This window comes from Marinoscillum sp., assembly GCF_040222955.1.
Taxonomy (GTDB): domain Bacteria; phylum Bacteroidota; class Bacteroidia; order Cytophagales; family Cyclobacteriaceae; genus Marinoscillum.
The window spans coordinates 86,736-111,906 of sequence record NZ_JAVKCA010000019.1 but is presented as its reverse complement, the minus strand read 5'-3'; the positions used below and the strand labels follow the sequence as shown (position 1 = coordinate 111,906).

22 protein-coding genes are annotated in these 25,171 nt (G+C 47.2%); 12 read left to right on the top strand and 10 right to left on the bottom strand.

Annotated features, from left to right (window positions below; translation table 11 throughout):
• The 4 genes from RIH33_RS16440 to rimP form a co-directional block, all read right to left on the bottom strand.
• Nucleotides 1-606: hypothetical protein (locus RIH33_RS16440; protein WP_406658720.1), on the bottom strand; the 606-nt coding region annotated here is incomplete at its 3' end.
• 159 nt (nucleotides 607-765) lie between these two features.
• Nucleotides 766-3,633, bottom strand: a complete 2,868-nt coding sequence (infB, locus tag RIH33_RS16435; RefSeq protein ID WP_406654970.1) for a translation initiation factor IF-2 — start codon at nucleotides 3,631-3,633, stop codon at nucleotides 766-768.
• Nucleotides 3,634-3,665: 32 nt separating this feature from the next.
• Nucleotides 3,666-4,907 (bottom strand): transcription termination factor NusA, encoded by a 1,242-nt coding sequence (nusA, locus tag RIH33_RS16430; protein ID WP_406654969.1) that lies wholly within the window; start codon nucleotides 4,905-4,907, stop codon nucleotides 3,666-3,668.
• Nucleotides 4,908-4,910: 3 nt separating this feature from the next.
• Entirely contained in the window at nucleotides 4,911-5,372 is a 462-nt protein-coding gene (gene rimP / locus RIH33_RS16425) for a ribosome maturation factor RimP (RefSeq protein ID WP_406654968.1), read from the bottom strand.
• A 169-nt stretch (nucleotides 5,373-5,541) separates the two neighbouring features.
• Between rimP and cysS the strand changes: the two genes are divergently transcribed.
• Nucleotides 5,542-7,023: a cysteine--tRNA ligase gene (gene cysS / locus RIH33_RS16420; RefSeq protein WP_406654967.1), complete on the top strand. Its 1,482-nt coding sequence runs from the start codon at nucleotides 5,542-5,544 to the stop codon at nucleotides 7,021-7,023.
• Nucleotides 7,024-7,078: 55 nt separating this feature from the next.
• Here cysS and hpf read toward each other — a convergent pair whose 3' ends face one another.
• The 4 genes from hpf to RIH33_RS16400 form a co-directional block, all read right to left on the bottom strand.
• Nucleotides 7,079-7,384 carry a ribosome hibernation-promoting factor, HPF/YfiA family gene (gene hpf, locus RIH33_RS16415; protein WP_406654966.1) on the bottom strand — a complete coding sequence of 102 codons (306 nt, stop codon included), beginning with the start codon at nucleotides 7,382-7,384 and terminating at the stop codon, nucleotides 7,079-7,081.
• 27 nt (nucleotides 7,385-7,411) lie between these two features.
• The gene (locus RIH33_RS16410; RefSeq protein ID WP_406654965.1) at nucleotides 7,412-8,287 is read right to left on the bottom strand and encodes a tyrosine-type recombinase/integrase; all 876 of its coding nucleotides are present in this window, start codon (nucleotides 8,285-8,287) and stop codon (nucleotides 7,412-7,414) included.
• A gap of 69 nt (nucleotides 8,288-8,356) precedes the next feature.
• Nucleotides 8,357-8,551: a 30S ribosomal protein S21 gene (rpsU, locus tag RIH33_RS16405; protein WP_159582704.1), complete on the bottom strand. Its 195-nt coding sequence runs from the start codon at nucleotides 8,549-8,551 to the stop codon at nucleotides 8,357-8,359.
• A 54-nt stretch (nucleotides 8,552-8,605) separates the two neighbouring features.
• A complete protein-coding gene (locus RIH33_RS16400) occupies nucleotides 8,606-9,769 on the bottom strand; it encodes an acyl-CoA dehydrogenase family protein (protein ID WP_406654964.1) in 1,164 nt (387 codons plus the stop codon).
• A gap of 155 nt (nucleotides 9,770-9,924) precedes the next feature.
• On the opposite strand from RIH33_RS16400, the gene RIH33_RS16395 reads away from it, so the two are divergent.
• Together RIH33_RS16395 and galE are read left to right on the top strand one after the other, a co-directional pair.
• The gene (locus RIH33_RS16395) at nucleotides 9,925-11,238 is read left to right on the top strand and encodes a UDP-glucose dehydrogenase family protein (protein WP_406654963.1); all 1,314 of its coding nucleotides are present in this window, start codon (nucleotides 9,925-9,927) and stop codon (nucleotides 11,236-11,238) included.
• Nucleotides 11,231-12,256, top strand: a complete 1,026-nt coding sequence (galE, locus tag RIH33_RS16390) for a UDP-glucose 4-epimerase GalE (protein WP_406654962.1) — start codon at nucleotides 11,231-11,233, stop codon at nucleotides 12,254-12,256. Before RIH33_RS16395 ends, galE begins: the two co-directional genes overlap by 8 nt.
• Here the strand turns inward: galE and RIH33_RS16385 are convergent.
• On the bottom strand, nucleotides 12,253-12,930 hold the full coding sequence (locus RIH33_RS16385) for a DUF547 domain-containing protein (RefSeq protein ID WP_406654961.1): 678 nt from the start codon (nucleotides 12,928-12,930) through the stop codon (nucleotides 12,253-12,255). The genes galE and RIH33_RS16385 overlap by 4 nt on opposite strands.
• A 180-nt stretch (nucleotides 12,931-13,110) precedes the next feature.
• On the opposite strand from RIH33_RS16385, the gene RIH33_RS16380 reads away from it, so the two are divergent.
• The 9 genes from RIH33_RS16380 (at nucleotide 13,111) to RIH33_RS16340 (ending at nucleotide 24,598) form a co-directional block, all read left to right on the top strand.
• The gene (locus RIH33_RS16380) at nucleotides 13,111-13,581 is read left to right on the top strand and encodes a CAP domain-containing protein (protein WP_406654960.1); all 471 of its coding nucleotides are present in this window, start codon (nucleotides 13,111-13,113) and stop codon (nucleotides 13,579-13,581) included.
• Between the two features lie 50 nt (nucleotides 13,582-13,631).
• Nucleotides 13,632-15,179: a glycine--tRNA ligase gene (locus tag RIH33_RS16375; RefSeq protein WP_406654959.1), complete on the top strand. Its 1,548-nt coding sequence runs from the start codon at nucleotides 13,632-13,634 to the stop codon at nucleotides 15,177-15,179.
• A gap of 3 nt (nucleotides 15,180-15,182) precedes the next feature.
• The gene (locus RIH33_RS16370) at nucleotides 15,183-15,977 is read left to right on the top strand and encodes a zinc-dependent peptidase (RefSeq protein WP_406654958.1); all 795 of its coding nucleotides are present in this window, start codon (nucleotides 15,183-15,185) and stop codon (nucleotides 15,975-15,977) included.
• Between the two features lie 64 nt (nucleotides 15,978-16,041).
• Complete coding sequence (locus RIH33_RS16365; protein WP_406654957.1) at nucleotides 16,042-16,245, top strand: 2-oxoisovalerate dehydrogenase; 204 nt, start codon at nucleotides 16,042-16,044, stop codon at nucleotides 16,243-16,245.
• On the top strand, nucleotides 16,242-16,400 hold the full coding sequence (locus RIH33_RS16360) for a type II toxin-antitoxin system HicA family toxin (RefSeq protein ID WP_406654956.1): 159 nt from the start codon (nucleotides 16,242-16,244) through the stop codon (nucleotides 16,398-16,400). The genes RIH33_RS16365 and RIH33_RS16360 overlap by 4 nt, the downstream gene beginning before the upstream one ends.
• A gap of 250 nt (nucleotides 16,401-16,650) precedes the next feature.
• Nucleotides 16,651-18,003, top strand: coding sequence for a deoxyguanosinetriphosphate triphosphohydrolase (locus tag RIH33_RS16355; protein WP_406654955.1), 1,353 nt, complete (start codon nucleotides 16,651-16,653; stop codon nucleotides 18,001-18,003).
• A 73-nt stretch (nucleotides 18,004-18,076) separates the two neighbouring features.
• Nucleotides 18,077-20,464 (top strand): RND family transporter, encoded by a 2,388-nt coding sequence (locus RIH33_RS16350; protein ID WP_406654954.1) that lies wholly within the window; start codon nucleotides 18,077-18,079, stop codon nucleotides 20,462-20,464.
• Nucleotides 20,465-20,479: 15 nt separating this feature from the next.
• A complete protein-coding gene (gene ileS, locus RIH33_RS16345; protein ID WP_406654953.1) occupies nucleotides 20,480-23,839 on the top strand; it encodes an isoleucine--tRNA ligase in 3,360 nt (1,119 codons plus the stop codon).
• 123 nt (nucleotides 23,840-23,962) lie between these two features.
• On the top strand, nucleotides 23,963-24,598 hold the full coding sequence (locus RIH33_RS16340; protein ID WP_406654952.1) for a lipoprotein signal peptidase: 636 nt from the start codon (nucleotides 23,963-23,965) through the stop codon (nucleotides 24,596-24,598).
• Between the two features lie 46 nt (nucleotides 24,599-24,644).
• Here RIH33_RS16340 and RIH33_RS16335 read toward each other — a convergent pair whose 3' ends face one another.
• The gene (locus RIH33_RS16335; RefSeq protein WP_406654951.1) at nucleotides 24,645-24,971 is read right to left on the bottom strand and encodes a hypothetical protein; all 327 of its coding nucleotides are present in this window, start codon (nucleotides 24,969-24,971) and stop codon (nucleotides 24,645-24,647) included.
• Nucleotides 24,972-25,171 lie beyond the last annotated feature (200 nt).

The window sequence follows — 25,171 nt, the reverse complement described above, 5'->3', positions numbered from 1 at the left end:
TGAGAAGCTGATGTTTTGGGGATCGGTGGTGCGCAGCTTGTCTCCACTGAAGGGAAAGTTGATCAGGGGTGGGTCATTGAGTACTACCCAGGCATTGGCCCGGGACTGGTTGGAGATGCGCACGCTGCGGTTGTACTCCAGTACTTCGATGGTGAAGGTGTAGAAGCCTTCGGGCAGCTTGCCGCTTTTGATGAACTCAGCGCGGGTGATGCCTTCAAAAATCAGGTTGTTGGGGTTGAGGTAGCCTCGAATATCAAAGCCTGAGAGCATCTCGGGTACGCCACCCTGCAGCACGAGGGCCGGGGGCACATAGGCGGGGCTGGTGTAGAGTCGCACGCCGGCACCTTCTATGGTCACACGCAGTTTGGCTCGCAGATCACGGCGGTCGAGCTCCATCACGTGGATGATCACCTGCAGGTTGTTGGCATCTGCGGCAGTGTAGTACGACAGCACAGGGCTGTATGGGGGAATGAGCGTGGTGGTGACCTGGACGGGGTAGGTTTGGGCACGGCCTGCAATGAGGAGCAACAGACACGCAAGCATCAAAAAATACCGCATCCATTGTCTGCCTGCTGTCCGGGCACAGAAAAGGCGGGATTTATTCATTCAGGATAGTGAGTAGCTGGAAACCAGCGCTGAAAATAAATCCGAAAAATGTAAATACCAAAAAGCGGTGGGAGATATCACAACATCCAATCAAACAAAAAAAACGGGCTCCAAAAATTTGGAGCCCGTTTGTATGAACTATATCTCTGATCGTAAGCCTTACAGCGTACGCTTCACTTCTTTCTCTGTGAATCCTTCTATGATATCTCCCTCCTTGATGTCATGGAAATTCTTAATAGAAACCCCACATTCGTAGCTCTGCTTCACTTCGGCCACATCATCCTTGAATCGCTTCAGCTGGTTGATTTCACCTGTGTGAACCACGATACCATCACGCACCAGTCGTACTTTGTTGGAACGTTTCACGGTTCCTTCAGTCACATAACAACCGGCAACCGTTCCCACTTTGGTGATTTTGTACACCTCACGCACTTCTATGTTACCAGTGATTACTTCCTCGGTAGTAGGCTCAAGCATACCTTCCATCGCATCCTTCACGTCATTGATGGCGTCATAGATGATAGAGTATAGCCTGATCTCGATTTCCTCGTTCTCAGCCACTTTACGTGCACTGGAAGATGGTCTTACCTGGAAACCGATGATGACCGCATCAGATGCAGAAGCCAGCAACACATCAGATTCTGAGATCTGACCCACGGCTTTGTGGATGATATTCACCTGCACTTCTTCGGTAGAGAGTTTCAATAACGAATCGGAAAGTGCTTCAATAGATCCATCCACGTCACCTTTCACAATCACGTTGAGCTCCTTGAAGCTACCGATGGCCAATCGCCTACCGATCTCATCCAGTGTAATGTGCTTCTTGGTACGGATAGACTGCTCACGCTGGATCTGCTCACGCTTGGTAGCAATCTCACGGGCTTCCCTGTCAGATTCCATTACGTTGAACTTATCTCCCGCCTGTGGTGCTCCATCCAGTCCCAGCATCAGCACAGGCGTGGATGGTCCTACATTGGTGAGTTTCTTCCCTCTGTGGTCAAACATGGCTTTTACCTTACCAAAGTTTGATCCGGCCAATACCACATCCCCCACTTTCATGGTACCAGACTGTACCATCAGTGTAGTCACATAGCCACGACCTTTGTCCAGGGTAGCTTCTATTACGGAACCAACTGCAGGCTTATCCGCATTGGCTTTTAGTTCCAATAGTTCTGCTTCAAGCAAGACTTTCTCCAGCAACTCATCGATGCCTTCTCCGGTCTTGGCGGAAACATGCTGGCACTGGTATTTACCGCCCCAGTCTTCTACTAGTATATTGATTCCCGAAAGCTCCTCCTTGATTTTATCCGGATTGGCGTTGGGCTTATCTACTTTGTTAATGGCAATTACGATAGGTACACCGGCCACTTGTGCGTGGTTGATGGCCTCCTTGGTCTGTGGCATCACCGCGTCGTCCGCAGCCACCACGATGATCGCAATATCAGTGATCTTGGCACCCCTGGCTCGCATGGCCGTGAAGGCTTCGTGACCAGGTGTATCCAGGAATGCGATTCGTTTGCCTGTCTCAGTCATCACGTCATAAGCACCAATGTGCTGTGTGATACCACCGGCCTCACCTTCAGTGACCTTGGAATCTCTGATAAAGTCAAGGAGAGAAGTTTTACCGTGATCCACGTGTCCCATGATGGTCACGATAGGTGCACGATCGGTCAAATCCTCCGGACTATCTTCGGCTTCTTCTATTTCAGTGTCGTCATCCTCAGAAGTAAACTCTATGTCGTAACCAAACTCATCGGCTATTACTGTGATGGACTCTGCATCCAATCGCTGATTGATTGACACGAACATTCCAAGTGACATACAGGTAGAAATCACTTCGTTGACCGATACATCCATCAGAGATGCCAGGTCACTGGCCGAAATAAATTCGGTCACCCTGAGTGTTTTTGCATCCTCCTGCTCCGCCTGCAGCCTTTCCTCCTCAGCTTCTGCTTTGGCACTTCGCTTGTCTTTTCTGTATTTGGACCTCCCCGTACCGCTTCCTGACTTACCACCAGAAAGCTTGGCCAGTGTCGCTTTGATTTTATCCTGAATTTCTTTGTCAGAAAGCTCTTCGGTCTTTCTCAGATCGCGCTTCTGACCTCTGCTACCCGGTGCTCCCCTCGGAGGCAGAGCTGTAGTATCTCTACTCTGTCTGTTGGGCGCAGGGCTGTTAATTCTTTTCCTTGGTCTCTTTTTGCGATCCTTTCGCTCATCAGAGCTGGCCACCGGTTTAGGCTTCTTCTTATCTGCCGGCAGCTCGATTTTACCCAAAACCGTCAAGCCTTTCAGCGAATCTGCCTTAGCGGCGATGGTCTTTTCCTCAGGTTTTTCAGGTTTCTTCTCTTCTGCCTTAGGAGCTGCAGGCTTAGGTGTCTCTTTCACCTCTTCCTTAGGCTTCTCTGCTTCTACAGGAGGTTCAGGTTGCTTCTCTTCAGCTTTAGGCTTTTCCTCTACCGGCTCTGGCTTTGGCTTCTCCTCCACCGGCTCTGGTTTCTCAGCTATTGGCTCTGGTGCCTTAAGAGTCTCTTCCTCTTTCTTCTCCACCTCTTTCGGTGGTTCAGGCACAGCTTCTTCTTTCGCCTTTTTCTTAGGTTCCAGATCAATCTTGCCTATCACCTTAGGTCCTTCCAGTTTCTGACGGAGTATTACCTTGTCAGTATCGTCCGCCTCTGGCTCAGCTGGCTTTTCTTTCTCCTTTTCTTTTGGCGCCTCTTTAGCATTGTTGTCTTTGATGAGGATTTCCTCCTCGTCATCACCTTCGCTCTTGTCGGTATCCTGCGAATCTTTGATGACCATGTTGTCAACATGCTTGTTTCCAATGGTTAAACCAGAGGCCTCCTCTTTTTCCATGGCAGAAGAAGCAAACTCCTTGGATAGCAAGGAATATTGTTCCTGGGTAATTTTCGAATTGGGACTGCTATCCACCTCAAAGCCCTTTCCGGATAAGTAATCCAGAATGGTGCCTCTGCCGACATTCAGTTTTCTAGCAACCTGACTTAATCGATAAGTTTTCTCTTCTGCCATATAATTTTGTCCTGTATTTTAAAAGTAGCTGGTTATTCAAATTCTTGTTTGAGGATGCTCAATACAAATTGAACAGTTTCTTCCTCAAGGTCAGTTCTCCTGACCAACTCCTCTCCGGATAATGTCAAAACACTCTTTGCGGTATCTAAACCAATTCTTTTTAGTTCATCAATTACCCAACTTTCAATTTCATCTGAAAATTCATCCAGATCCACATCTTCGTCTTCAAGGCCATCGAGTTCACGGAACACATCTATTTCCAGACCCACCAATCTTGAAGCCAGTTTTATATTTTGTCCTCCTTTGCCTATGGCCAGGGATACCTGATCAGGTTTCAAAAAAACCGACACTCTGTCTTTCTCCTCGCTGATCTTCATGCTGAGGATTTTAGCGGGACTCAGTGCTCTGGCGATGTAAAGTTCAAGATTATCTGTGAAATTGATCACATCGATATTCTCATTTTGTAACTCTCTTACAATGGAATGAATTCTTGATCCCTTCATACCTACGCATGCACCTACAGGATCTATTCTGTCGTCATAGGACTCTACCGCCACCTTGGCACGCTCGCCCGGCTCCCGCACCACATTCTTTATGGTGATCAGGCCGTCGTACACCTCAGGAACTTCACTTTCGAAAAGACGCTCCAGGAAGGTTGGGGAAGTTCTGGACAAGATAATCTTAGGATTACCATTGGACATTTCTACCCTGTGCACAATTGCGCGCACAGAATCTCCCTTTCTGTATCGGTCCTTTGAAATTTGCTCGTTCTTAGGAAGGTTCAACTCATTGCCCTCTCCATCGATCAAAAGAATCTCACGACTCAAGGTCTGATACACCTCGCCTGTGATAATCTCGCCAACCAAATCTTTATACTTCTGAAAAAGGATGTCCTTCTCCAGGTCCTTGATCTTCTGAATGAGTGTCTGACGTGCAGTCATCACAGCCCTTCGTCCAAAATCTTCAAGCTTAATTTCTTCAGAAACCTCTTCTCCGATTTCAAAATCAGGCTCAATCTTACGCGCTTCGGTCAAACTAATCTTGTCATGATCCCAGATGTCTTCTGAGTTGTCATCCACGATTTCTCTGAATCTCCAAATCTCAAGGTCACCTTTATCGGTGTTGATGATAATATCAAAATTATCATCTGTCTTATATTTCTTGCGAATCATGGTTCTGAAGACATCCTCCAGAATCCTGATCATCGTAGGTCGATCGATATTTTTGCCCCTGGCAAAATCCGCAAATGAATCGATTAAAATTCCAGTATCCATTGTTTACTTGAATGAAACTAATACCATTGATTTACTTATTTCATTGAAATTGATTTGATGCTGCCGAAGCTCTTTCTTCTCCTGCACCTCTATCATGATCATTTCACTATTCACTTCTTTGAGCAATCCGCTTATCGTGGAAGCATCATTCAGCTCCACTTTCAGAGACCTGCCAATGTTCTTGGTGTATTGTCTTACATTTTGCAATGGGAAATCAACCCCCGCAGAAGAAACCTCCAAAAAGTACTTGTCTTCAAAAAGTTCTTTTTCTTCGAGAATCTGAGCCAGTTGTCGGCTCACAGCGCTACACTGATCGATGGTCACCCCATGATCACCATCCAGCAATACAATAAGGCGCTGATTACCAGCATTTCCTTTCAGAATGACCCCAACCACAAAAAGCGAAGGATCATCCGAAATGATCTCATGTACAAATTGCGATATCTCTTCTTCCACTGGTTTCACCACAACCATTTATTATGAATAAAAAGAGGGGACCTGCGTCCCCTCGAACCTAAATTCTATATTTGCATGCAAAGCTAACAGAAAAAATATTCATTTCAAATTGGCTAAAAAACAAACTATTAGGCGCTGAGTTCGTCATAAAGTAGATATTTTTAAAAAATTTAATTAGATGATCGGTAAACTCCGAATTGTAAACTCCCTCACCAAGGAGAAAGAGGTCTTCGAGCCATTAAGTGCTCCGCATGTAGGAATGTACGTTTGTGGGCCTACAGTATATAGTGATGTGCACCTGGGGAATGTACGCACATTCATCTCCTTTGATGTCATCTATAGGTATCTCCAGTTTATAGGATATAAAGTCCGGTATGTCCGAAACATCACTGACGTGGGTCACTTGCTGGATTCCGGCGAGGATAAGATCTCCAAAAAGGCCAAACTGGACAATCTGGAGCCCATGGAAATCGTTCAGAAATATGCCAATGACTTCCACAGGGTGATGGATACCTTCAATGCCCTAACACCGGATATCGAACCTACAGCCACCGGACATCTGATGGAGCAACTGGTGATGATAGAGCAACTAGTGGAGAAAGGATTTGCCTATGAGTCCAATGGCTCTGTTTATTTTGACATAGAAAAATACAACGAGGCCCATGAGTATGGTAAGCTCAGCGGTCGCAAAACCGAAGACCTTCTCAACCAGACCCGTGAGCTGGATGGGCAGTCGGACAAGCGAAACCCACTGGATTTTGCCTTATGGAAAAAAGCCGCCCCAGAACACATTATGCGCTGGAAAACCAAGTGGAGTGACGGATTTCCGGGCTGGCACCTGGAGTGCTCTGTGATGAGTACCAAATATCTGGGAGATGAGTTTGATATACACGGCGGGGGCATGGACCTTAAGTTCCCTCATCATGAATGTGAAATAGCCCAAAATGCCGGGTCTACCGGGAAAGATGGCGCCAAGTACTGGATACATACCAATATGCTCACCGTCAATGGCCAGAAAATGAGCAAATCACTCGGCAATTCATTCCTTCCCAGCCAGCTGATCTCCGGCAACCATGAGCTGCTTCAGCGTGGTTACAGTCCCATGACCATCAGGTTTTTTATGCTGCAGTCTCATTATGCCAGCACGCTGGACTTCTCCAATGATGCCCTCAATGCTGCCCAAAAAGGATATACCAAACTGGCCAACGGCTTGCGTCTGATTAAAGGCTATGAGTTTCCAGAAGGGCTGGCAGACACTCCGGATCCCAAGCAGGTGGAGCAGATCAACAAGATTTGTGACAACTGCCACCATGCCATGAATGACGACTTTAACACGGCATTAACCATTGGCCATCTATTCAATCTGGTCAAAAAGGTGAATTCCATTCAAACGGGTCAGCTCGAACTGGCAGCCATCGGAAAAGACACATTCGAGCGAATGAAGGAAACTTTCATTTCTTTCACGGAAGAAGTCCTGGGGCTGAAGCTCGAGTCTTCGGTCTCTTCTGATCACCTGCTGGAAGTGATTCTAAATGAATACAAGTCGGCCAAGGAAGCCAAAAACTATGAAAAAGTGGATGAACTCCGAGCTCAGCTCAAAACCGAGGGCGTGATCGTAAAAGACATGAAAACCGGAATAGACTGGGCATTTGAGGAATAAAAATGAGGATTTGAATAAAAAAAGCCCCTTGGATTGACATCCAAGGGGCTTTTTGTTAATGATGATTAGCGATCAGCTTCTCCTTATGCTTTTTAAGCTGCCTTCTTAAGGCCTCTACTGCCTCATCCGTGGCTGCCTCAAAAGATCTGGATTTCTCCTTGGCAAAAAGCTGACTGCCAGGGATATTCAATTTGATCTCTATTAATTTATTTTCATTCGCATCATCTTGCTCTACCCTTAGAAACACTTCCCCATCTATAATCCTATCATAGAAAGTATCCAGTTTATCAGCCTTGTGCTGGATAAAGTTGACCAATTTTTCGTCAGCGTCGAAGTGGATAGAATGCATTTGTAGTTTCATGATACTAAAATTTAAAAGGTTAAACCATTAAGCTTTAGGATGAGCCTGGTCAAAAACTGACTTCAGCTTCTCCATAGAATTATGTGTATAAACTTGGGTGGCTGCCAAACTGGTGTGACCTAAAAGGTCTTTCACCGCATTGAGATCGGCCCCCTTATTTAATAAATGCGTGGCGAAGGTGTGCCTCAGAACATGAGGGCTTCTTTTAGAAATGGTTGTGACTTGATCAAGGTATTTTTTCACTATCCGATACACCATCATAGGGTATAATTTATTACCACTATCCGTTACCAACAAATAATCACAGAAGCCAAACTCAGCGTTTCGCAATTGTTGGTATTCCTTTATGGACTTAACGATATATTCGGCAGTTGGTATAACTCTTTCCTTATTTCTTTTTCCTAAAACTTTGATGGACCCCTGATAGAGGTTTATATCCGGGTCGGAAAGGTTAATTAACTCCGTCAGACGGATGCCGGTGGCATATAGTAGCTCAAGAATGAGTCGGTCCCGTGCACCGGGAAAATCCTTAGAAAATTCAATTTGATCGAGCAGGGTGATCATCTCACTTTCCCTCACAAAGGAAGGAAGCTTCTTGTCTACTTTTAAAGACTTGAGACGGCCTGTTGGGTTGCTGGCCACATGTTCCCGTGCCAGAAGGAATTTAAAGAAAGCCTTCACAGAGGCCATCTTGCGGTTGACAGACTTTGGCTCAAGGCCAGACTCCATCAGACTGACCATCCAATTTCTCAAATGGGCATGCTGAACTTCTCTGAAATCAGAAATTTCAAATTCTGCACTTAAAAAAATCTCTAGCTGAGTTAAATCCTTACGGTACGCAGTGAGCGTGTGTTCGCTATAGCGCTTTTCGAATCGTAAGTATTTGAGGAAGGTGTCAATCATAAGCTAGTACTTCCCAGAAGCTGAGAAATACTAACTTAATAATTAAGTATCATTTATCCCTGTTTGGGATTAGTTATTTTCACGCTCGCGCAGGTGCTGAATGTATTCAGCCTTGATCACTTCGTGTCTTCTTTTTACAGAAGGCTTAGTGAAAAAAGTTCTTTCTCTGAGTTCTCTCAAAACACCTGTTTTTTCAAACTTCTTCTTGAACCTTTTAAGCGCCTTGTCGATTGACTCGTTTTCTTTTACGTTTACTACAATCATCGTTTTTCTATTTGAGCTTGCAAAAGTAGAAGAAATTTTATTGCGAGCAAAGCATTATCTCAATACTTCTCTGGAAATCACCAATTTTTGTATCTCCGAGGTGCCTTCCCCGATGGTGCAAAGCTTGGCATCCCGGTAATACTTCTCTGCCGGATAGTCTTTGGTGTATCCATAGCCTCCAAAAATCTGCACGGCTTCATTGGCCAGCTCCACAGAAATCTCTGATGCATACAACTTGGCCATTGCTCCGGCCTTCGTGACCGACTTGCCCTTATTTTTGAGCTCCGCCGCCTGATGGGTCAATAACTTGGCCGCCTCCAGCTTAGTGGCCATCTCGGCTATTTTGAAGGAAATACCCTGAAAACTACTGATGGGTTTGCCAAACTGCTCGCGCTCCTTGGAGTATTTCACGGCCACATTCAGGGCACCTTCTGCGATCCCACAGCTCAAGGCGGCAATTGAAATTCTTCCACCATCCAGCACCTTAAGGGACTGCACAAAACCATCTCCCACTTCGCCAATCAGATTGGCGGCCGGAATCCGGCAATTATCAAAGATCATCTCAGCAGTCTCCGAGCACCGCATACCTAATTTGTTTTCCTTTCGTCCGCCAGAAAAACCAGGCGTGCCACGCTCCACAATAAATGCAGAAGCATTGCGTGAAGCGCCTGCCTCTCCTGTTCGGGCAATGACCACTGCCACATCGCTGGAGATGCCATGGGTAATAAAATTCTTGGCGCCATTCAACACCCATTCGTCTCCTTCCCTTATAGCTACCGTCTTCATGTTGCCCGCATCCGAGCCGGTATTGGGCTCTGTGAGACCCCAGGCACCTAACCATTCTCCTGAAGCCAGCAGCGGAAGGTATTTTGCTTTTTGTGCTTCATTAGCATGCTGATAGATATGCCCGGTGCACAAGCTATTGTGTGCCGCCATAGACAGCCCTATGGAGCCATCAATTTTTGACAACTCTATGATGGCCGTAACATATTCATGGTAGCCAAAGCCCGATCCTCCGTATTCGTGGGGTATGAATACGCCCATCAGGCCAAGTTCTCCGAGTTTATGAAACAGTGCTCTTGGAAACTCCTGAGATTCATCCCACTCCATTTTAAAGGGCTCTATTTCCTTCGCACCGAAATCCCGGATCATCTCCGAGATCATTGCTCTGTTTTCTTCCTCCTGTTTTATCTGAGGATCGTCTGTTAATAGTTGCATGTTTGTTTTGGGGTATAATGTTGTTCCTCACAAAATTAGCAATCTAAGTTCAGTGTTTCAGTTTTAAATAAACTTTTACATGTTAGGTCAGGATTATTCATTTTCCGACCAAAAAAATTACTTTTGCCCCCTATTGAACTAAATGTTACTGTAAAATGAAAATTGCTGTAGTTGGAACCGGATATGTAGGATTGGTAACTGGAACCTGTTTTGCTGAAACAGGAAACCATGTAACCTGCGTGGATATAGATGAGAAAAAAGTACAAATGCTTAACAATAAGCAGATCACCATCTATGAGCCCGGGCTGGAGGTGCTTTTTGAAAGAAACATTCGACAAGGCAGGTTGGAGTTCACCACAGACCTGAAAGAAGGCATCAAAGGCGCAAAAATCATTTTCCTGGCTCTGCCTACCCCTCCCGGTGAAGATGGATCTGCGGACCTGAAGTATGTCCTCAAGGTGGCTGAAGATTTGGGTCCAATATTGGAAGACTATACAGTGATAGTAGATAAGAGTACTGTGCCCGTGGGTACAGCGGATAAGGTACATGCTGCGATCGCGGCTAATGCCAAAGTTGACTTTGATGTGGTTTCTAACCCTGAGTTTTTAAGAGAAGGGGTAGCCGTAGATGATTTCATGAAGCCTGACCGTGTAGTCATCGGAGCAGAATCCGACAAAGCCAAGAAGGTGATGGAAAAACTCTATGGACCATTTGTACGTCAGGGAAATCCAATCATTTTTATGGATGTGAAGTCGGCGGAACTTACAAAATATGCAGCCAATTCCTTTCTGGCCACTAAAATCACTTTCATGAACGAGATCGCCAACCTGTGTGAGCTCCTGGGAGCTGATGTGGATATGGTCAGAAAAGGTGTGGGTACGGATACACGTATCGGTAAACGCTTTCTTTTTGCGGGGATTGGATACGGAGGAAGCTGCTTCCCAAAAGACGTACAGGCACTGGCCAAATCTGCCAGCCAGGCGGATTATGATTTCAAAATCCTGAACTCCGTGATGGAGGTAAACCAAACACAGAAAGAGAGACTCATCGATCCTTTGAAGGCCTATTTCAACAATGACCTGACCGGAAAAACCATTGCCATCTGGGGATTGGCATTCAAGCCGTATACTGACGACATCCGTGAGGCTCCGGCTTTGGAAAACATCTCTAAACTTTTAAGCCTGGGGGCTAAAGTAAAGGCTTACGATCCTGAAGCCATGGAGAATGTAAAAGGAGTATTTGGTGATCAAATTTATTTCGCCGAAGATGAGTATGATGCTCTTGAGGATGCGGACGCATTGATGATCATGACCGAATGGCCGGTATTCCGCACACCAGAGTTTGACAAGGTGGAGGCCAGCCTGAATAATAAAGTGATTTTTGATGGAAGAAATCTATATGAGCTCGGACAAATGGAAGAACTCGGGTTTACTTACCACAGCATTGGAAGAAAAATAATCAATGGCTAAACCTCAAATCCTGGTCACAGGGGGTCTCGGATACATTGGCTCACATTCGGTGGTGGAACTCCACAAAGCCGGATATGAGCCAATCATTATCGACAACCTATACAACTCTACCGAAGCTGTCCTTGACGCTCTGGAAGAAATCATGGGTGAACGCCCTGTATTCAGGAAAGTGGAGATGTGTGATAAAGCCCCTCTGCGGGCCTTGTTTGCAGAGTTCCCCAATATTGTTGGGAGCATCCATTTCGCCGCATTTCTGCAGGTGAAAGAATCCGTGGAGCAACCGGTGAAGTATTATCACAATAACCTGCTTTCCACCACCAACCTGCTAGAGCTTTCTCTGGAGTTTGGGGTGAAGAATGTGGTGTTCTCTTCTTCCTGCACAGTATATGGCAACCCGGAAATCCTGCCTGTAAAGGAAAATGAATCTATTAAACCTGCGCAATCTCCTTACGGAAACACCAAAAAAATTGGAGAGGAGATTATCAAAGATGCCTGTGCTGCTCACGACCTTCAGGCCATTTCGCTCAGGTATTTCAATCCCATAGGGGCTCACCCCTCCTCACTTATAGGAGAGGTACAGCACGATGTACCGCATCATTTGGTTCCCTACATTACAGAGACTGCAGCTGGCAAACGTCCATTTGTATCAGTACTGGGTGGAGACTATGACACCAGAGACGGGTCATGCATCCGCGACTACATTCACGTCATGGACATTGCCCGGGCGCATGTCAACGCCTTGTCCCGACTGTTGAAGAACGAAAACGAATCCAGCTATGAGGTCTACAACCTTGGATCAGGCACCGGTAGCTCGGTGATAGAGATGATCAAGGCCTTTACTGAGGCAACCGGACTGGACGTGCCCTACCAAATCAGTGACCGCAGGCCTGGTGATGTGGAAGCAGTGTATGCAGATATAAGCCTTGCCAAAGAAAAGCTGGGCTGGAGTCCTCAGTTTGATCTAAAGGAAATGCTGAAGAGTGCGTGGGACTGGGAAGTCAAGCAGTCCAGGAATTAATTAGTATCATTCAACTTCCAATTGTATTCCTTGTAGGTGATTTTGGTCTCCTCTGAAATTTTTTGATCAGCATACTGATTGATGAAATCCCTGAGTGGCATAAGCTTCCCGAAATCACCACCAAACCAATCAAATATTTTGGAGAGTTCCGCTGACTGTTCGGTGATATCATTTCTAAAGTCATCGTTGATAAAAGCCCTGGCCTGCTCGTCTAACTGACGCTGCAGTAAAGCTCCTTCATAGGCTTCTCTTCTTAGTTCCGGACACGAATATGAAGCACAATTAATCGCAAAATGGATCCGAGGTTCTGCCCACTTCTTTCTGAGAATATTGTGCTCAATGTTGTTCAGGTCATACTGCTTCCCAGCAATTTCAATGAATTGGATGTCCCAGGGGGTATTCACAAAAGGCACCTGAATGCTACTGCCAATATCCTTGATGCTTTCTACGGGGTAGTATTTCAACACCAAATCGATGGTGGCGGCATTGTATAAGTTAATCCAGTAGGCCATCTGGTCGTCCTCTGACCAGTTAGAATCATTGGGAGCATTGTTGCTAAGTAGCTCAATGTATGCTGTCAACTGCACACTATCCGTCATAAATCCCTGATAGTTCACCAGCCCTTCATCGGTTACGTGTCGCTTCAGCAGCTCATCAAAAAGCCGGTGGCTCACAGGTTTTGTTTTAGCTTGTTGAGGGTTTAAGGTCCCACAGGCGTTTAAGAAGAATAAACCAACTAACAAGATGGCTACTCGCATATGATCAGGCTTAGTTATCAGTTATTTTTAAGGAAACTCAAGGTAACATAACTAATTATCAGAAATGATTGTTACCACCAAACCAATGACTGTCTCATGAAGCATTCTATCAACCTGGCCCTAATGATAATCACCCTGTTGCTCTCGGGTAGCGCATGCCATGACAAGACAGAAGACCCAAAGCCCTCACATGAACAACTACAGGTGGCTATATTGATCGGCATCAACCAACACAGGGTGTCGCAGGGGCTGGTGGCGCTAAAGGAAAATGACATCCTGGACAGAATAGCCACGGAACACAGCACCAGCATGGCTAAGGGCGAGATTCCATTAAGCCATGAGGGATTTGTTCAAAGGTTTGAGCAAGCGAGTAAAGAGACTGGTGCTTCCGCCATAGGTGAGAATGTGGGCAGTAATTATGCTGATGCCGATGAGCTGGTGAGCGCCTGGCTTGCCAGTGAAGAAAACAGGGAAAATATTGAATCAGATTATACCCATGTAGGCATAGGCATTGCCGATGATGCTGACGGCAACCGCTTCTTCACTCAATTGCTGGCCAGAATCTAAATTCATCATTTAAACTCCCAAAAGATGGTCAAAATTTTATCTTTGCGGCTATGGCAAATTCTGAAGAAGCAGCAACGCTAAAAAATATAGCCTCACACTGCAAGGAATACGGTTTTATTTACCCCTCAAGTGAGATTTACGATGGTCTGGCAGCTACCTACGACTATGGCCCATACGGCTCAGAGTTGAAAAACAACATCAAAGAATATTGGTGGAAAGCCATGGTGCGCCTCAATGAAAACATTGTGGGCATAGATGCGGCCATCTTCATGCATCCAACCACCTGGAAAGCATCCGGTCACGTAGATGCATTCAACGACCCTTTGATTGACAACAAGGATTCAAAAAAGCGCTATCGTGCTGATGTCCTGATCGAAGAGCAAATGGCCAAGATTCAGGCCAAAATAGACAAGGAAGTGGATAAGGCCGCCAAGCGATTTGGTGACACTTTTGACAAAGATCAGTTCATCACCACCAACCCAAGGGTGGTGGGCTATGCGGAGCAGATTGCCGAAATAGAAAACCGCATGAAGTCTTCGATCGAATCCGGAGACCTGGAAGCACTGAAGCAACTCATCGTGGACCTGGACATTGCAGATCCCATATCGGGTACCCGAAACTGGACCGACGTGCGTCAGTTCAACCTGATGTTTAGCACCGAGCTGGGGTCAGTAGCAGGAGAATCCGGCAAAATTTACCTCCGCCCGGAGACTGCACAAGGTATTTTTGTCAACTACCTGAACGTACAGAAAACCAGCCGCCTCAAGCCTCCCTTTGGTATTGCCCAGATAGGAAAAGCTTTTAGAAACGAGATCATCGCACGTCAGTTTATCTTCAGGATGCGTGAGTTCGAGCAGATGGAAATGCAATTTTTCATCCAGCCCGGCACTGAAATGGAATGGTACGAACACTGGAAAGCCAAAAGGATTGCCTGGCACAAAGCCCTTGGATTGGGTGATGACAACTATCGTTTCCACGATCACCTGAACCTGGCTCATTATGCCAATGCCGCCTGCGACATAGAATTTAACTTCCCAATGGGATTCAAAGAATTGGAGGGGATCCACTCCCGTACTGATTTTGACCTGGGAGCGCACGAAAAATTCTCTGGAAAGAAACTTAAATATTTTGATACCGCTACCAATGAGAGCTACACACCTTACGTGCTTGAAACGTCTATAGGTCTGGACAGAATGTTCCTGGCTGTGATGTCAGCCTCTTATGTAGAAGAAAAGCTGGCGGATGGCAGCGAACGCACCGTCCTCAAAATACCACCGGTGCTGGCACCTGTAAAAGTAGCAGTGCTTCCACTACTGAATAAAGATGGGCTCCCTGAAAAGGCAGAGGCCATCATGCGTGAACTCAAGCTTGATTTCAATGCCCAGTATGATGCCAAAGACGCGATTGGAAAACGTTACAGAAGACAGGATGCTATAGGTACACCCTACTGTGTAACTGTGGATCACCAGACATTGGAAGACAGCACCGTCACCATTCGCGAAAGGGACAGCATGGAACAGCAAAGAGTTTCTATCGAAGAGCTAATTGGCACTTTGGAAGAAAAGGTGAGCATGAAAACACTCCTCAAGAAACTCTAAGCTTTGATCTCCGGGATTGTCATTGCGCTGGGGGGATTGTTTGGGCTGGGTGTTTATTACCTGCTCTTCGGCAATCTACTGAGTGAAGCCACCATGGCAGGTCTCAGAATCAAAGGTGGCCTCAGCTCAGCGCAAAAGGAAAAGCTTAACAGCCATTTCCAATTCTATCAGCAACTGCCACCCAAATCGAAGGCCCTTTTTGAGTATCGGGTGGCTAAGTTTATTCGGATGAAGGAGTTTGTGCCGCGGAACATGACCCATGTCACCGAAGAGATGCAGGTGCTGATTGCTGCCTCGGCCATCCAGCTCACCTTTGGCTATCCCAAAGTATTTCTGAGCTACTTCAAGTACGTGATCGTCTTCCCGGACCAGTTTTTCAGCAACTCCGGACAGCGCTATCACAAGGGTGAGGTAAACCCAAAAGCTAAGGCTATTGTCCTTTCGTGGAAGCATTTTGTGGAAGGCTATTCAAAATCTGATGGTGTCAACCTGGGCCTGCATGAAATGGCCCATGCCCTGCAGCTGGAAAACATCGTGATGAATGATGAATATGACTTCCTGGACAGTGAAGCCATCAAACACTGGCAAGCGCTGGCTTCAGCCGAGATCGTCAGAATACAGAATGATGCCGCTTCATTTTTCAGGGAATATGGTGCCTCCAATCATGCGGAATTTTTTGCGGTGGCAGTAGAGAACTTCTTCGAACGACCAGTCGCATTTCACGATTACCAGCCGGCCCTGTACAGTGCATTGGCCCGGCTCCTAAAGCAGGATCCAATGTTGCTAAGTCGTAAGTGAGACTTTTGAAAACTGAAAACAACCAGATAACGTTTATTTGCTAACTTGTATAAAAGAAAAACTTATGACGGAGATTATTTTTATTGTTGAAGAATCTGCGGAAGGAGGGTTTGAAGCCAAAGCACTTGGAGAATCTATTTTTACAGATGGAGAAACCATTGATGAGCTGAAACAGAATATAAGAGAAGCTATTCAATGTCATTATGAAACAAACGCCCCCAAGATTGTACGCTTACACTATGTGAAAGAAGAAGTATTTGCGGCATGAACCTGCCAAAAGACTTGACCGGATCTGATTTAATCAAACTATTGACAACCTTGGGATATGAGCCCACCCGTCAGACTGGAAGTCACATCAGACTGACTACCAGAGAAAATGGCACCCACCACATCACGGTTCCAAATTACAAGCACTCAAAATAGGAACCCTGTCTGGTATCCTAAAAGACATAGGCCATCATTTTAGCATCAGCAAAGAAGAAGTGTGGGATCGCCTAAGTCGAAGGTGACAATCAATAAGAATAACCGTACTGCCAAGGAAACAAGGAGCTCCTAATCGATTAAATAAGCACATCACTTTGACGAAATCCCTCAAAATGCGGAGGATTAAAGGGTTTAAATAAATTCGGGGTTAAGTTTGCGTCCACGGTACCTGAGCGACTCTATCTAAAGCATGAACTGGTTACAACTACTCTCTCCCAAAAGATTCGGTGACAAAACCGAAGCGACAATTTCAAAAGACAGCAGAAGCCGGTTTGAGCAGGACTATGATCGCCTTATTTTCTCACACCCATTCAGGAAGCTCCAGGATAAAACTCAGGTTTTTCCGCTACCGGAAGATGATTTTGTACACACCCGCCTCACCCATAGCCTGGAGGTGAGCAGCGTAGGACGCTCTTTGGGCAAAGCGGTGGGCGAACGCCTACTGGAAAAGTACCCGGAGCTCTCCGAACGAGGGTTCACTTTCTATGATTTTGGAGGTATCGTGGCTGCGGCCAGCCTGGCCCATGACCTGGGCAACCCCCCTTTTGGACACTCAGGAGAATCGGCCATTTCTTCGTTCTTCACGGATAACCCCAAGGGCAAAACCTTCCAGCAAAAAGTGGATCTGGCCGAGTGGTCTGACCTCATCAGCTTTGAAGGCAATGCACAGGGGTTCAGAATCCTTAATGACGAAGAAAACAGTGCCCTCAGGCTCACCTTTGCCTCCCTTGGCGCGTTCACCAAATACCCCAAGTCTTCCTCAGCACCCAAAGACCAAAACCGCAAAAGCCAGAAGAAATACGGCTTTTACAAGAGCGACGGTAAAAAATTCTCTGAGCTGGCTGCCGAGATGGGGCTCACGTCTCTGGGGAAAGAGGCCTGGTGCAGGCATCCACTTACCTTTTTGGTGGAGGCGGCTGACGACATCTGCTACAACATCATAGACCTGGAAGACGGCTGCCGACTGGGGCTTGTGCCCTATGAAACCACCCGAGACCTGATGGCGGCCATCATTGGTGAAAAATACCAGCAGGAGAAGTTGGAGCGCTCACGAAATGTCAACCAGAAAATTGGTCTGCTTCGTGCATTGGCCATCTCGCAATTGATCGGTGAATGTGTGGACCTGTTTCTGAAAAAAGAAGAAGACATCCGCTCCGGCTTATTTGACGGTGCGCTCACCGAGCACATTCCTTCAGGTAAAGCCCTTCAGGCCATCACCACCCTTTCCATTGAAAAAATCTATCGCTCCAAACAAGTGCTGGAACGCGAGGCTGGTGGATTTGAAGTGATCGGACGGCTGATGGAAGCCTTTTGCATGGCCACATATCACAAGTTCTTTGACAAGGAAAATTACACGCCCCGAATGAAATCGATTTTCCGGTTATTGCCGGATTCCTTTCAGGATAAACTGGATCAGGAGCAAATGACAGTATACGATTCACTGCTCATCGTCATGGATTTTATCTCCAGCCTGACCGACTCACACGCCATTAAATTATACAAAACCATTTACGGTTTTTCACTTCCGGTTTCTAAAGCATAAAAAGCCTCTTTATCAACTACTTAATTGAGTTCTCGGAACTGATAAAATCATTACATTTGCAGCTTCATTTTCCATGTGGACACGTTTAGCCAATATTATCCTCAAGTACCGAATCTCCCTAATGATCGTTTTAGGGGTGATAACCATCTATATGGGGTACCAGGCCCAGTACATTCAGTGGTCATACGACATGGCCAACATCGTTCCTGAGGACGATCCCGACCAGGAATATTTCAGACAATTCAAGCAAACATTCGGTGAGGATGGCAACATCCTGGCACTAGGCTTCAAGGATAGCGCCATCTACCAGTCAGACAATTTCAAAAAAATGAAATACCTGACCCGCGAGCTGGAGAGCATCAATGGGGTAAAGGACGTGCTCGGGCTGGCCAACCTGAAAATGCTGGAGAAGAACAATGAAAAGAAGCGCTTCGAATTGGTCCCGGTCTTTCCGGAAATCCCCGAAGATCAGGCCAAGCTGGATACCATGCTGGCCTTTGCCAGAAACCTGAAGTTTTACTCAGGGCAGCTCATCAACGCTGAAAACGGAGCCACGCTGATCCTTGTCACCGTGGCGAAAGAAGCGCTGAATTCCGAGTATCGTCACACCATGGTGGCCGATATCGTGCGGGCGGGGGATCAGTTTCATGATGCCACAGGGATCGATGTGAACTATGCCGGGCTGCCTTACGTGCGCTCTGTCAACACGCTGAAAATTAAGGAGGAGCTCAATCGGTTTCTCGTCTATTCTGTCATCATCACCGGGCTCATCCTTTTTGGTTTTTTCAGGTCACTGAAAGCCGTAGTTTTCCCGCTGATCATCATTGGGATGATTGTGGTATGGGTACTGGGAACCATCTCCCTGCTGGAATATAAGATCACCCTGCTCACCGGATTGATTCCATCGATCATAGTGGTCATCGGTATCCCCAACAGCGTGTATATGCTGAATAAATACCACCATGAGTTTTCTACCCATGGTGACCAGATGAAGGCGCTTACCAAAATCATTAAAAACATTGGGATCGTTACCTTCATTACCAACTTCACCACGGCGGTGGGCTTCTTTGTGTTGGTGTTTACAGGCATTCCCATCCTGGTAGAATTTGGGATCGTGGCTGGCATCAACATCATGTGTACGTTTATCGTGAGCACGATCATGATCCCGTCGGTATTTTCGCTTTTCAAACCCCCGACCAGCCGACACCTCAAGCATTTGGACTTTAAAATGCTCAATGGCGCCCTGGTGGGGCTGGATGTACTGGTACACAATCACCGAAAGCTGATCTTCATTGCCACGGGCATTTTGGTGGCCGTGTCTGTCTATGGGGTCATGCAGCTTCAGTCCAACTCTTACATGGTGGATGACCTGCCGGAGGAGAGCCCATTGGCCAAGCAGCTCAAGTTTTTTGAGGAAAATTTCAGTGGAGTCATGCCTTTGGAAGTAATCGTGGATACGGGCACTAAAAAAGGGGTGCAGAGTCTGAACAACCTCCGCAAGATCAATGAATTTGAGATGTTTCTGGATTCTCTGGAAGGCATCTCCCAGCCGGTCTCGGTGGTTAGCTTTATCAAAGCTTCCCGACAGGCCTTTTATAATCAGGACCCGGCTTTTTATTCCATCCCCAATAACCGGGAAAGTGCGTTTATCCTCCGCTACCTCAAAGAAGAAAGCGACGAGGGAGGCATTGCCAAATCCTTTGTGGACAGTACGGGGCAGTTTATCAGGATCTCCCTGAAAATGCCGGATGTGGGGTCCAACAAAATGGACTCGCTCGTGAACACCGTCATCAGTCCCAAGATCGATGAGATATTTGCCGACGGAAAAATGGACGTGAGGATCACGGGGACCGTTCCCCTCTTTATCAAAGGCAACAAATACCTGATAGATAACCTGATCACTTCCATGATCTTCGCGTTTTTCATCATTGCGGTGATCATGGCCCTGCTGTTTAAAAGTTTCAAAATGATCGTGATCTCCATGATCCCCAACATGATCCCGTTGTTACTCACAGGAGCGATCATGGGCTTTTTCGGAATTCCCCTGAAGCCCAGCACGGCACTGATCTTTAGCATTGCCTTTGGGATCTCCGTGGACGATTCCATTCACTTCCTGGCCAAATACCGTCAGGAATTGCACGCACATAATTTTTTCGTCCCCATAGCCGTCAGCCGAAGCCTGCGCGAGACCGGAGCCAGTATGATCTATACTTCCATCATTCTGTTTTTCGGATTTGTGATCTTCACCCTTTCAGAATTTGGCGGTACGGTGGCCCTCGGGAAACTTACTTCCATCACCTTGTTGTTTGCTATGCTCACCAACCTGATCGTGCTACCTGCACTGCTGCTTCAGTTTGACAGTGGCAAGCGTAACAAGGAGGATCATCCGTACATAGACGATTTTGCGAAAGCAGACTATGACAGTGAGGACGAAGAAACAGAAGAAGACAAAAACACATAAAAAATAGAGGAATAGGTGGCTAAATATCCAGAGTACAAACAGGTCAATTATCCGAAAGTGGCAGAGGAGATCCTCAGGTTTTGGGAGGATCATCAGATTTTTGAAAAGTCAGTAACCGAGCGGGAAGGTGCCCCCACCTTCACCTTCTATGAAGGGCCGCCATCAGCCAACGGCACCCCCGGCATTCACCACGTGATGGCCCGGGCAGTGAAAGACATTTTCTGTCGGTACAAAACCCAGAAGGGTTTTCAGGTGAAACGAAAAGGCGGCTGGGATACCCACGGACTTCCGGTAGAGCTGCAGGTGGAAAAAGAGCTCGGCATAAAAAAAGATGACATTGGCAAAACCATCTCTGTAGCCGACTACAACCAGAAGTGTAAGGAGGCGGTGATGAAGTTTAAGGATGAGTGGGACCGACTCACTCAGCAGATGGGCTACTGGGTGGACCTGGATGATCCTTACATCACGTTTGACCAGAAGTACATGGAGTCCCTCTGGCACATTCTGAAAAAACTTTATGACAAAGGGCTGGTCTACAAAGGCTACACCGTGCAGCCCTATTCGCCTGCCGCTGGAACCGGACTGAGCTCCCATGAGCTGAACCAGCCGGGCACCTACAAGGATGTGAAGGACACCTCCGTGGTGGGGCAGTTTAAGGTGAAAAAAGACGACCGGTCAGCGTTTCTATTCAGCTCACCGGATGAAGACGTGCGGATGCTGGCCTGGACCACCACACCCTGGACGCTGCCTTCCAACTGTGCCCTGGCCGTGGGTGAGAAAATCACCTACGTGAAAGTGAAGACTTTCAACCAGTACACCTATGCGCCTATCAGTGTAATATTGGCCAAAGCTTTGGTCGGAAAGTATTTTGCCGATAAGGCCAAAGACCTCAAACTGGAAGATTACCAGGCGGGTGATAAACTCATCCCCTTTGAAATCACTCAGGAATTTTCCGGTAAGGACATCCTGGAGGTGCGCTATGAGCAGCTGATGCCCTACGTGACCAACGAGGACCTGGAAAAGAATGCTTTCCGCGTCATCGCAGGAGACTTTGTGTCCACCGAGGATGGTACCGGGATCGTGCATACGGCCTCCGTATTTGGGGCAGATGACTTTAGAGTGGCTCAGCAAAACAATGTGCCTGCCATATTGATCAAGGATGAAACCGGTCAGGATGTGCCTTTGGTTAACAAAAAAGGGCAGTTTGTGGAGGAAGTCACTGACTTTGCAGGCTACTACGTGAAGGAAGAATACTATGACGATGAAGTGCGCAATGCTCCGGACTTCAAGCCAACGGACGTCCTCATCGCCATCAAGCTGAAAGAGGAAAACAAGGCGTTCAAAGTAGAAAAGTACGAGCACAGCTACCCACACTGCTGGCGTACGGATAAGCCCGTGCTTTATTACCCGCTGGATTCCTGGTTTATCAAAACCACCGCGATGAAAGATCGGTTGGTGGAACTCAACAAAACCATCAACTGGAAGCCGGCCTCTACCGGATCTGGCCGCTTTGGCAACTGGCTGGAAAACCTCGTGGACTGGAACCTTAGCCGTTCAAGGTTTTGGGGGACTCCCCTGCCTATCTGGGTGACCAAAGACCGAAAAGAAGAAATTTGTATCGGCAGCATAGCCGAGCTACAGGCCGAAGTGAAAAAATCCATCGCGGCAGGATACATGAAGGAAGAAGTCGGGGACGACTTTGACCTGCACAGGCCCTATGTGGACGATGTGGTGCTGGTGAGTGCCAGCGGTCAGCCAATGTATCGCGAGTCTGACCTCATCGATGTATGGTTCGACTCAGGCGCCATGCCGTATGCCCAGTGGCACTATCCTTTTGAAAATCAGGATACTTTTGACGCCAACTACCCGGCCGACTTTATCGCGGAAGGTGTGGACCAGACCCGGGGGTGGTTCTTCACCCTGCACGCCATTTCTACTTTGCTCAACGACAAAGTGGCCTTCAAAAATGTGATTGCCAATGGCCTGGTACTGGATAAAAATGGCAACAAGATGTCCAAGCGACTGGGCAACGCCGTGAACCCATTCGAAACCATGGACAAGTATGGCCCGGACGCTACGCGCTGGTACATGATTGCCAATGCCAACCCATGGGACAACCTGAAATTTGACATAGAAGGAGTGGCCGAAGTGCAGCGTAAGTTTTTCGGTACGCTCACCAACACGTATTCTTTCTTTGCGCTTTATGCCAACCTGGATGGTTTTGATTTCTCTAAACCAGTCCTGCCGATGGATCAGCGCACCGAGAGTGACCGCTGGGTTATCAGTCGACTGAATAGCCTCATAGCTGAGGCCGATGCGGCGTTCAACGACTATGAGCCAACCAAAGCAGCCCGCGCCATCCAGAACTTTGTGACGGATGACCTGAGCAACTGGTACGTGCGCCTGAACAGAAAACGGTTTTGGGTGGGTGAATACAATGCCGACAAAGAAGCCGCTTATCAAACGCTCTATACGGCCCTGATGACCGTAGCCAAGCTGTCAGCACCTATTGCGCCATTCTATGCCGAGCACCTCTTCCAGGACCTGAACAAAGTTTCGGGCATGGATACCAATGCATCGGTGCACCTCGCCAATTTTCCGGTATCGGACGCCGGACTCATTGACGAAGAGCTGGAGAAAAGAATGCACCTCGCTCAGAGTGCTTCTTCCCTGGTACACAGCTTGCGCAAAAAAGAAAAAATCAAGGTTCGTCAGCCTTTGCATAAAATCCTGATCCCCATCCTCAACGAAGCGGACAAGGACAGGATCGCTCAGGTGGCAGCGCTCATTATCTCCGAGACCAACGTGAAGGAAGTGGAGTATGTGGACGATGCCTCAGGCATTTTGGTGAAGAAAATCAAGCCCAACTTCCGTAAGCTGGGCCAGCACTTCGGACCCAAAATGAAGCTCCTGACCCCACTGATCAACCAGATGGATCAGGCGCAGATCAAAGTGCTGGAGCAAACCGGCGAATATGCCGTGGAGCTGGAAGGTGAAAAAGTGATGCTGGGACTGGAAGATGTGGAGATCACCTCTGAGGACATCCCGGGCTGGCTGGTAGCCAGTGAAGACGGCCTCACCGTGGCCCTGGACATCACCATCACCGATGAGCTGAAGAAGGAAGGACTGAGCCGCGATATGGTGAACAGACTTCAGAACCTGAGAAAAGATCAGGGACTGGAAGTACAGGATAAAATCAAGGTGAGCTACCATACCAATGACGAATCGTTGAAGTCGGCGGTAGAAGCTTTTAAAAGTTACATCCAAAAGGAAACCCAGGCGCTCTCGTTGGAGTATGTAAATGAGGCGAATGGTGGCACCCTGCTGGATATCGACGGCCTGGAGCTGACCGTGGCGATTGAAATAGCGAATTAAAATAGTCAATAGTCAATAGTCGATAGTTAATAATCGATAGTCGATAGTCAATAGTTTTTAGTTCACAGATCGAAACAGTGGACTATAGACTATGGTCTATTGACTCATACACAAGAATTAAAAATGGAGAAAAAACGAACACCTCTATACATCTATTACCTCATCAGCTTGCTGGTGATTGCCATCGATCAGGTGGTGAAAATGGCTGTGCACTTCAACATGGACCTGGGGTCCAAAGGCCAGATCAAGATCTTTGGGGACTGGTTTAAGCTGCACTACCTCACCAACCCGGGCATGGCTTTTGGCATGCAGATCGGCTTTATAGACAATGGCAAGCTGGTGCTGACCCTCTTCAGGCTGGTTGCGATGGTGGCCATCGGCTATTACCTCTATACCCTTTATAAGAAGGAAACTTCCAGGGGGCTGCTCATCTGCATCGCCATGATATTGGGTGGAGCCATCGGCAACCTGGTGGATAGTATTTTCTACGGGGTCTTTCTGGACAATGCGCCATATGATGCGCCCACACCCTGGTTTTATGGTCAGGTGGTAGACATGTTTTACATCGATATCTGGGAGGGCCGCATTGCTGACTGGGTGCCTATTCTGGGTGGAGATTACATGGCCCTGTGGCCGGTTTTCAACATTGCGGATGCGTCCATCTTCATGGGCATCACCTTTATCCTGATCTTTCAGAAAAGCTTTTTCGGTCATGAATCTGAAAGTACGGATCAGACGGAAGTGAAGGCAGAGCAATAAACAGGGCAATCCGGTCGGGTGCCGGAGATCTTGTGACTAAAAACGGCTAATTAGACACCTGTCGCTTACTTCTTTTATGCAGCTGGCGGATTCGTTCTGCAATGGTGGCCTTCTCTGGATCCTCTCCGGTTTCAATGTATCGCGAAGCAATGGTCTTGCAGCCACTGCACAGCCCATTGAGCACAATATCGTGTAGGTCATTGAGATAGGGCTTGTAATTAATCAGTCGTTTTTCAGAGCTGCCGCAAGTACAGAATATCTGACCCGTATAATCCTCCAGGTGGCTCCATGAATTTCCCATGATCATCCTGAATTCCATTTGTCCGAGCTCAATGTCACTTGGTTCTATTTTATGCTCCTTTCTCTTCTCCATGAATCAAATTTAACCTGATTAGATCGATTGTCGGGGCTTTACTAGCCAAAACTAACAGTCTTGGAGACCGAGTCGCGTAGACCGGGTCGCGTAGACCCGTCAGGTTATGGGTCTCAATCACCCCCATGTGCAAAACCAGATCCAAGGCAAAAGAGACTTCTGGTCAGTGATCTCTTTCCTTCGTGTTGTCTATTTTCGCA

Bases quoted from the DNA above. Each gene is read 5' to 3' on its own strand.
- RIH33_RS16355 (WP_406654955.1), top strand. From the start codon at position 16,651: ATGAACTGGTTACAACTACTCTCTCCCAAAAGATTCGGTGACAAAACC.
- RIH33_RS16375 (WP_406654959.1), top strand. From the start codon at position 13,632: ATGGCAAATTCTGAAGAAGCAGCAACGCTAAAAAATATAGCCTCACAC.
- galE (WP_406654962.1), top strand. From the start codon at position 11,231: ATGGCTAAACCTCAAATCCTGGTCACAGGGGGTCTCGGATACATTGGC.
- RIH33_RS16410 (WP_406654965.1), bottom strand. From the start codon at position 8,287: ATGATTGACACCTTCCTCAAATACTTACGATTCGAAAAGCGCTATAGC.
- RIH33_RS16335 (WP_406654951.1), bottom strand. From the start codon at position 24,971: ATGGAGAAGAGAAAGGAGCATAAAATAGAACCAAGTGACATTGAGCTC.
- cysS (WP_406654967.1), top strand. From the start codon at position 5,542: ATGATCGGTAAACTCCGAATTGTAAACTCCCTCACCAAGGAGAAAGAG.
- hpf (WP_406654966.1), bottom strand. From the start codon at position 7,384: ATGAAACTACAAATGCATTCTATCCACTTCGACGCTGACGAAAAATTG.
- rpsU (WP_159582704.1), bottom strand. From the start codon at position 8,551: ATGATTGTAGTAAACGTAAAAGAAAACGAGTCAATCGACAAGGCGCTT.
- infB (WP_406654970.1), bottom strand. From the start codon at position 3,633: ATGGCAGAAGAGAAAACTTATCGATTAAGTCAGGTTGCTAGAAAACTG.
- RIH33_RS16340 (WP_406654952.1), top strand. From the start codon at position 23,963: ATGGAGAAAAAACGAACACCTCTATACATCTATTACCTCATCAGCTTG.
- nusA (WP_406654969.1), bottom strand. From the start codon at position 4,907: ATGGATACTGGAATTTTAATCGATTCATTTGCGGATTTTGCCAGGGGC.
- RIH33_RS16365 (WP_406654957.1), top strand. From the start codon at position 16,042: ATGACGGAGATTATTTTTATTGTTGAAGAATCTGCGGAAGGAGGGTTT.
- RIH33_RS16350 (WP_406654954.1), top strand. From the start codon at position 18,077: ATGTGGACACGTTTAGCCAATATTATCCTCAAGTACCGAATCTCCCTA.
- RIH33_RS16400 (WP_406654964.1), bottom strand. From the start codon at position 9,769: ATGCAACTATTAACAGACGATCCTCAGATAAAACAGGAGGAAGAAAAC.
- RIH33_RS16380 (WP_406654960.1), top strand. From the start codon at position 13,111: ATGAAGCATTCTATCAACCTGGCCCTAATGATAATCACCCTGTTGCTC.
- RIH33_RS16360 (WP_406654956.1), top strand. From the start codon at position 16,242: ATGAACCTGCCAAAAGACTTGACCGGATCTGATTTAATCAAACTATTG.
- RIH33_RS16395 (WP_406654963.1), top strand. From the start codon at position 9,925: ATGAAAATTGCTGTAGTTGGAACCGGATATGTAGGATTGGTAACTGGA.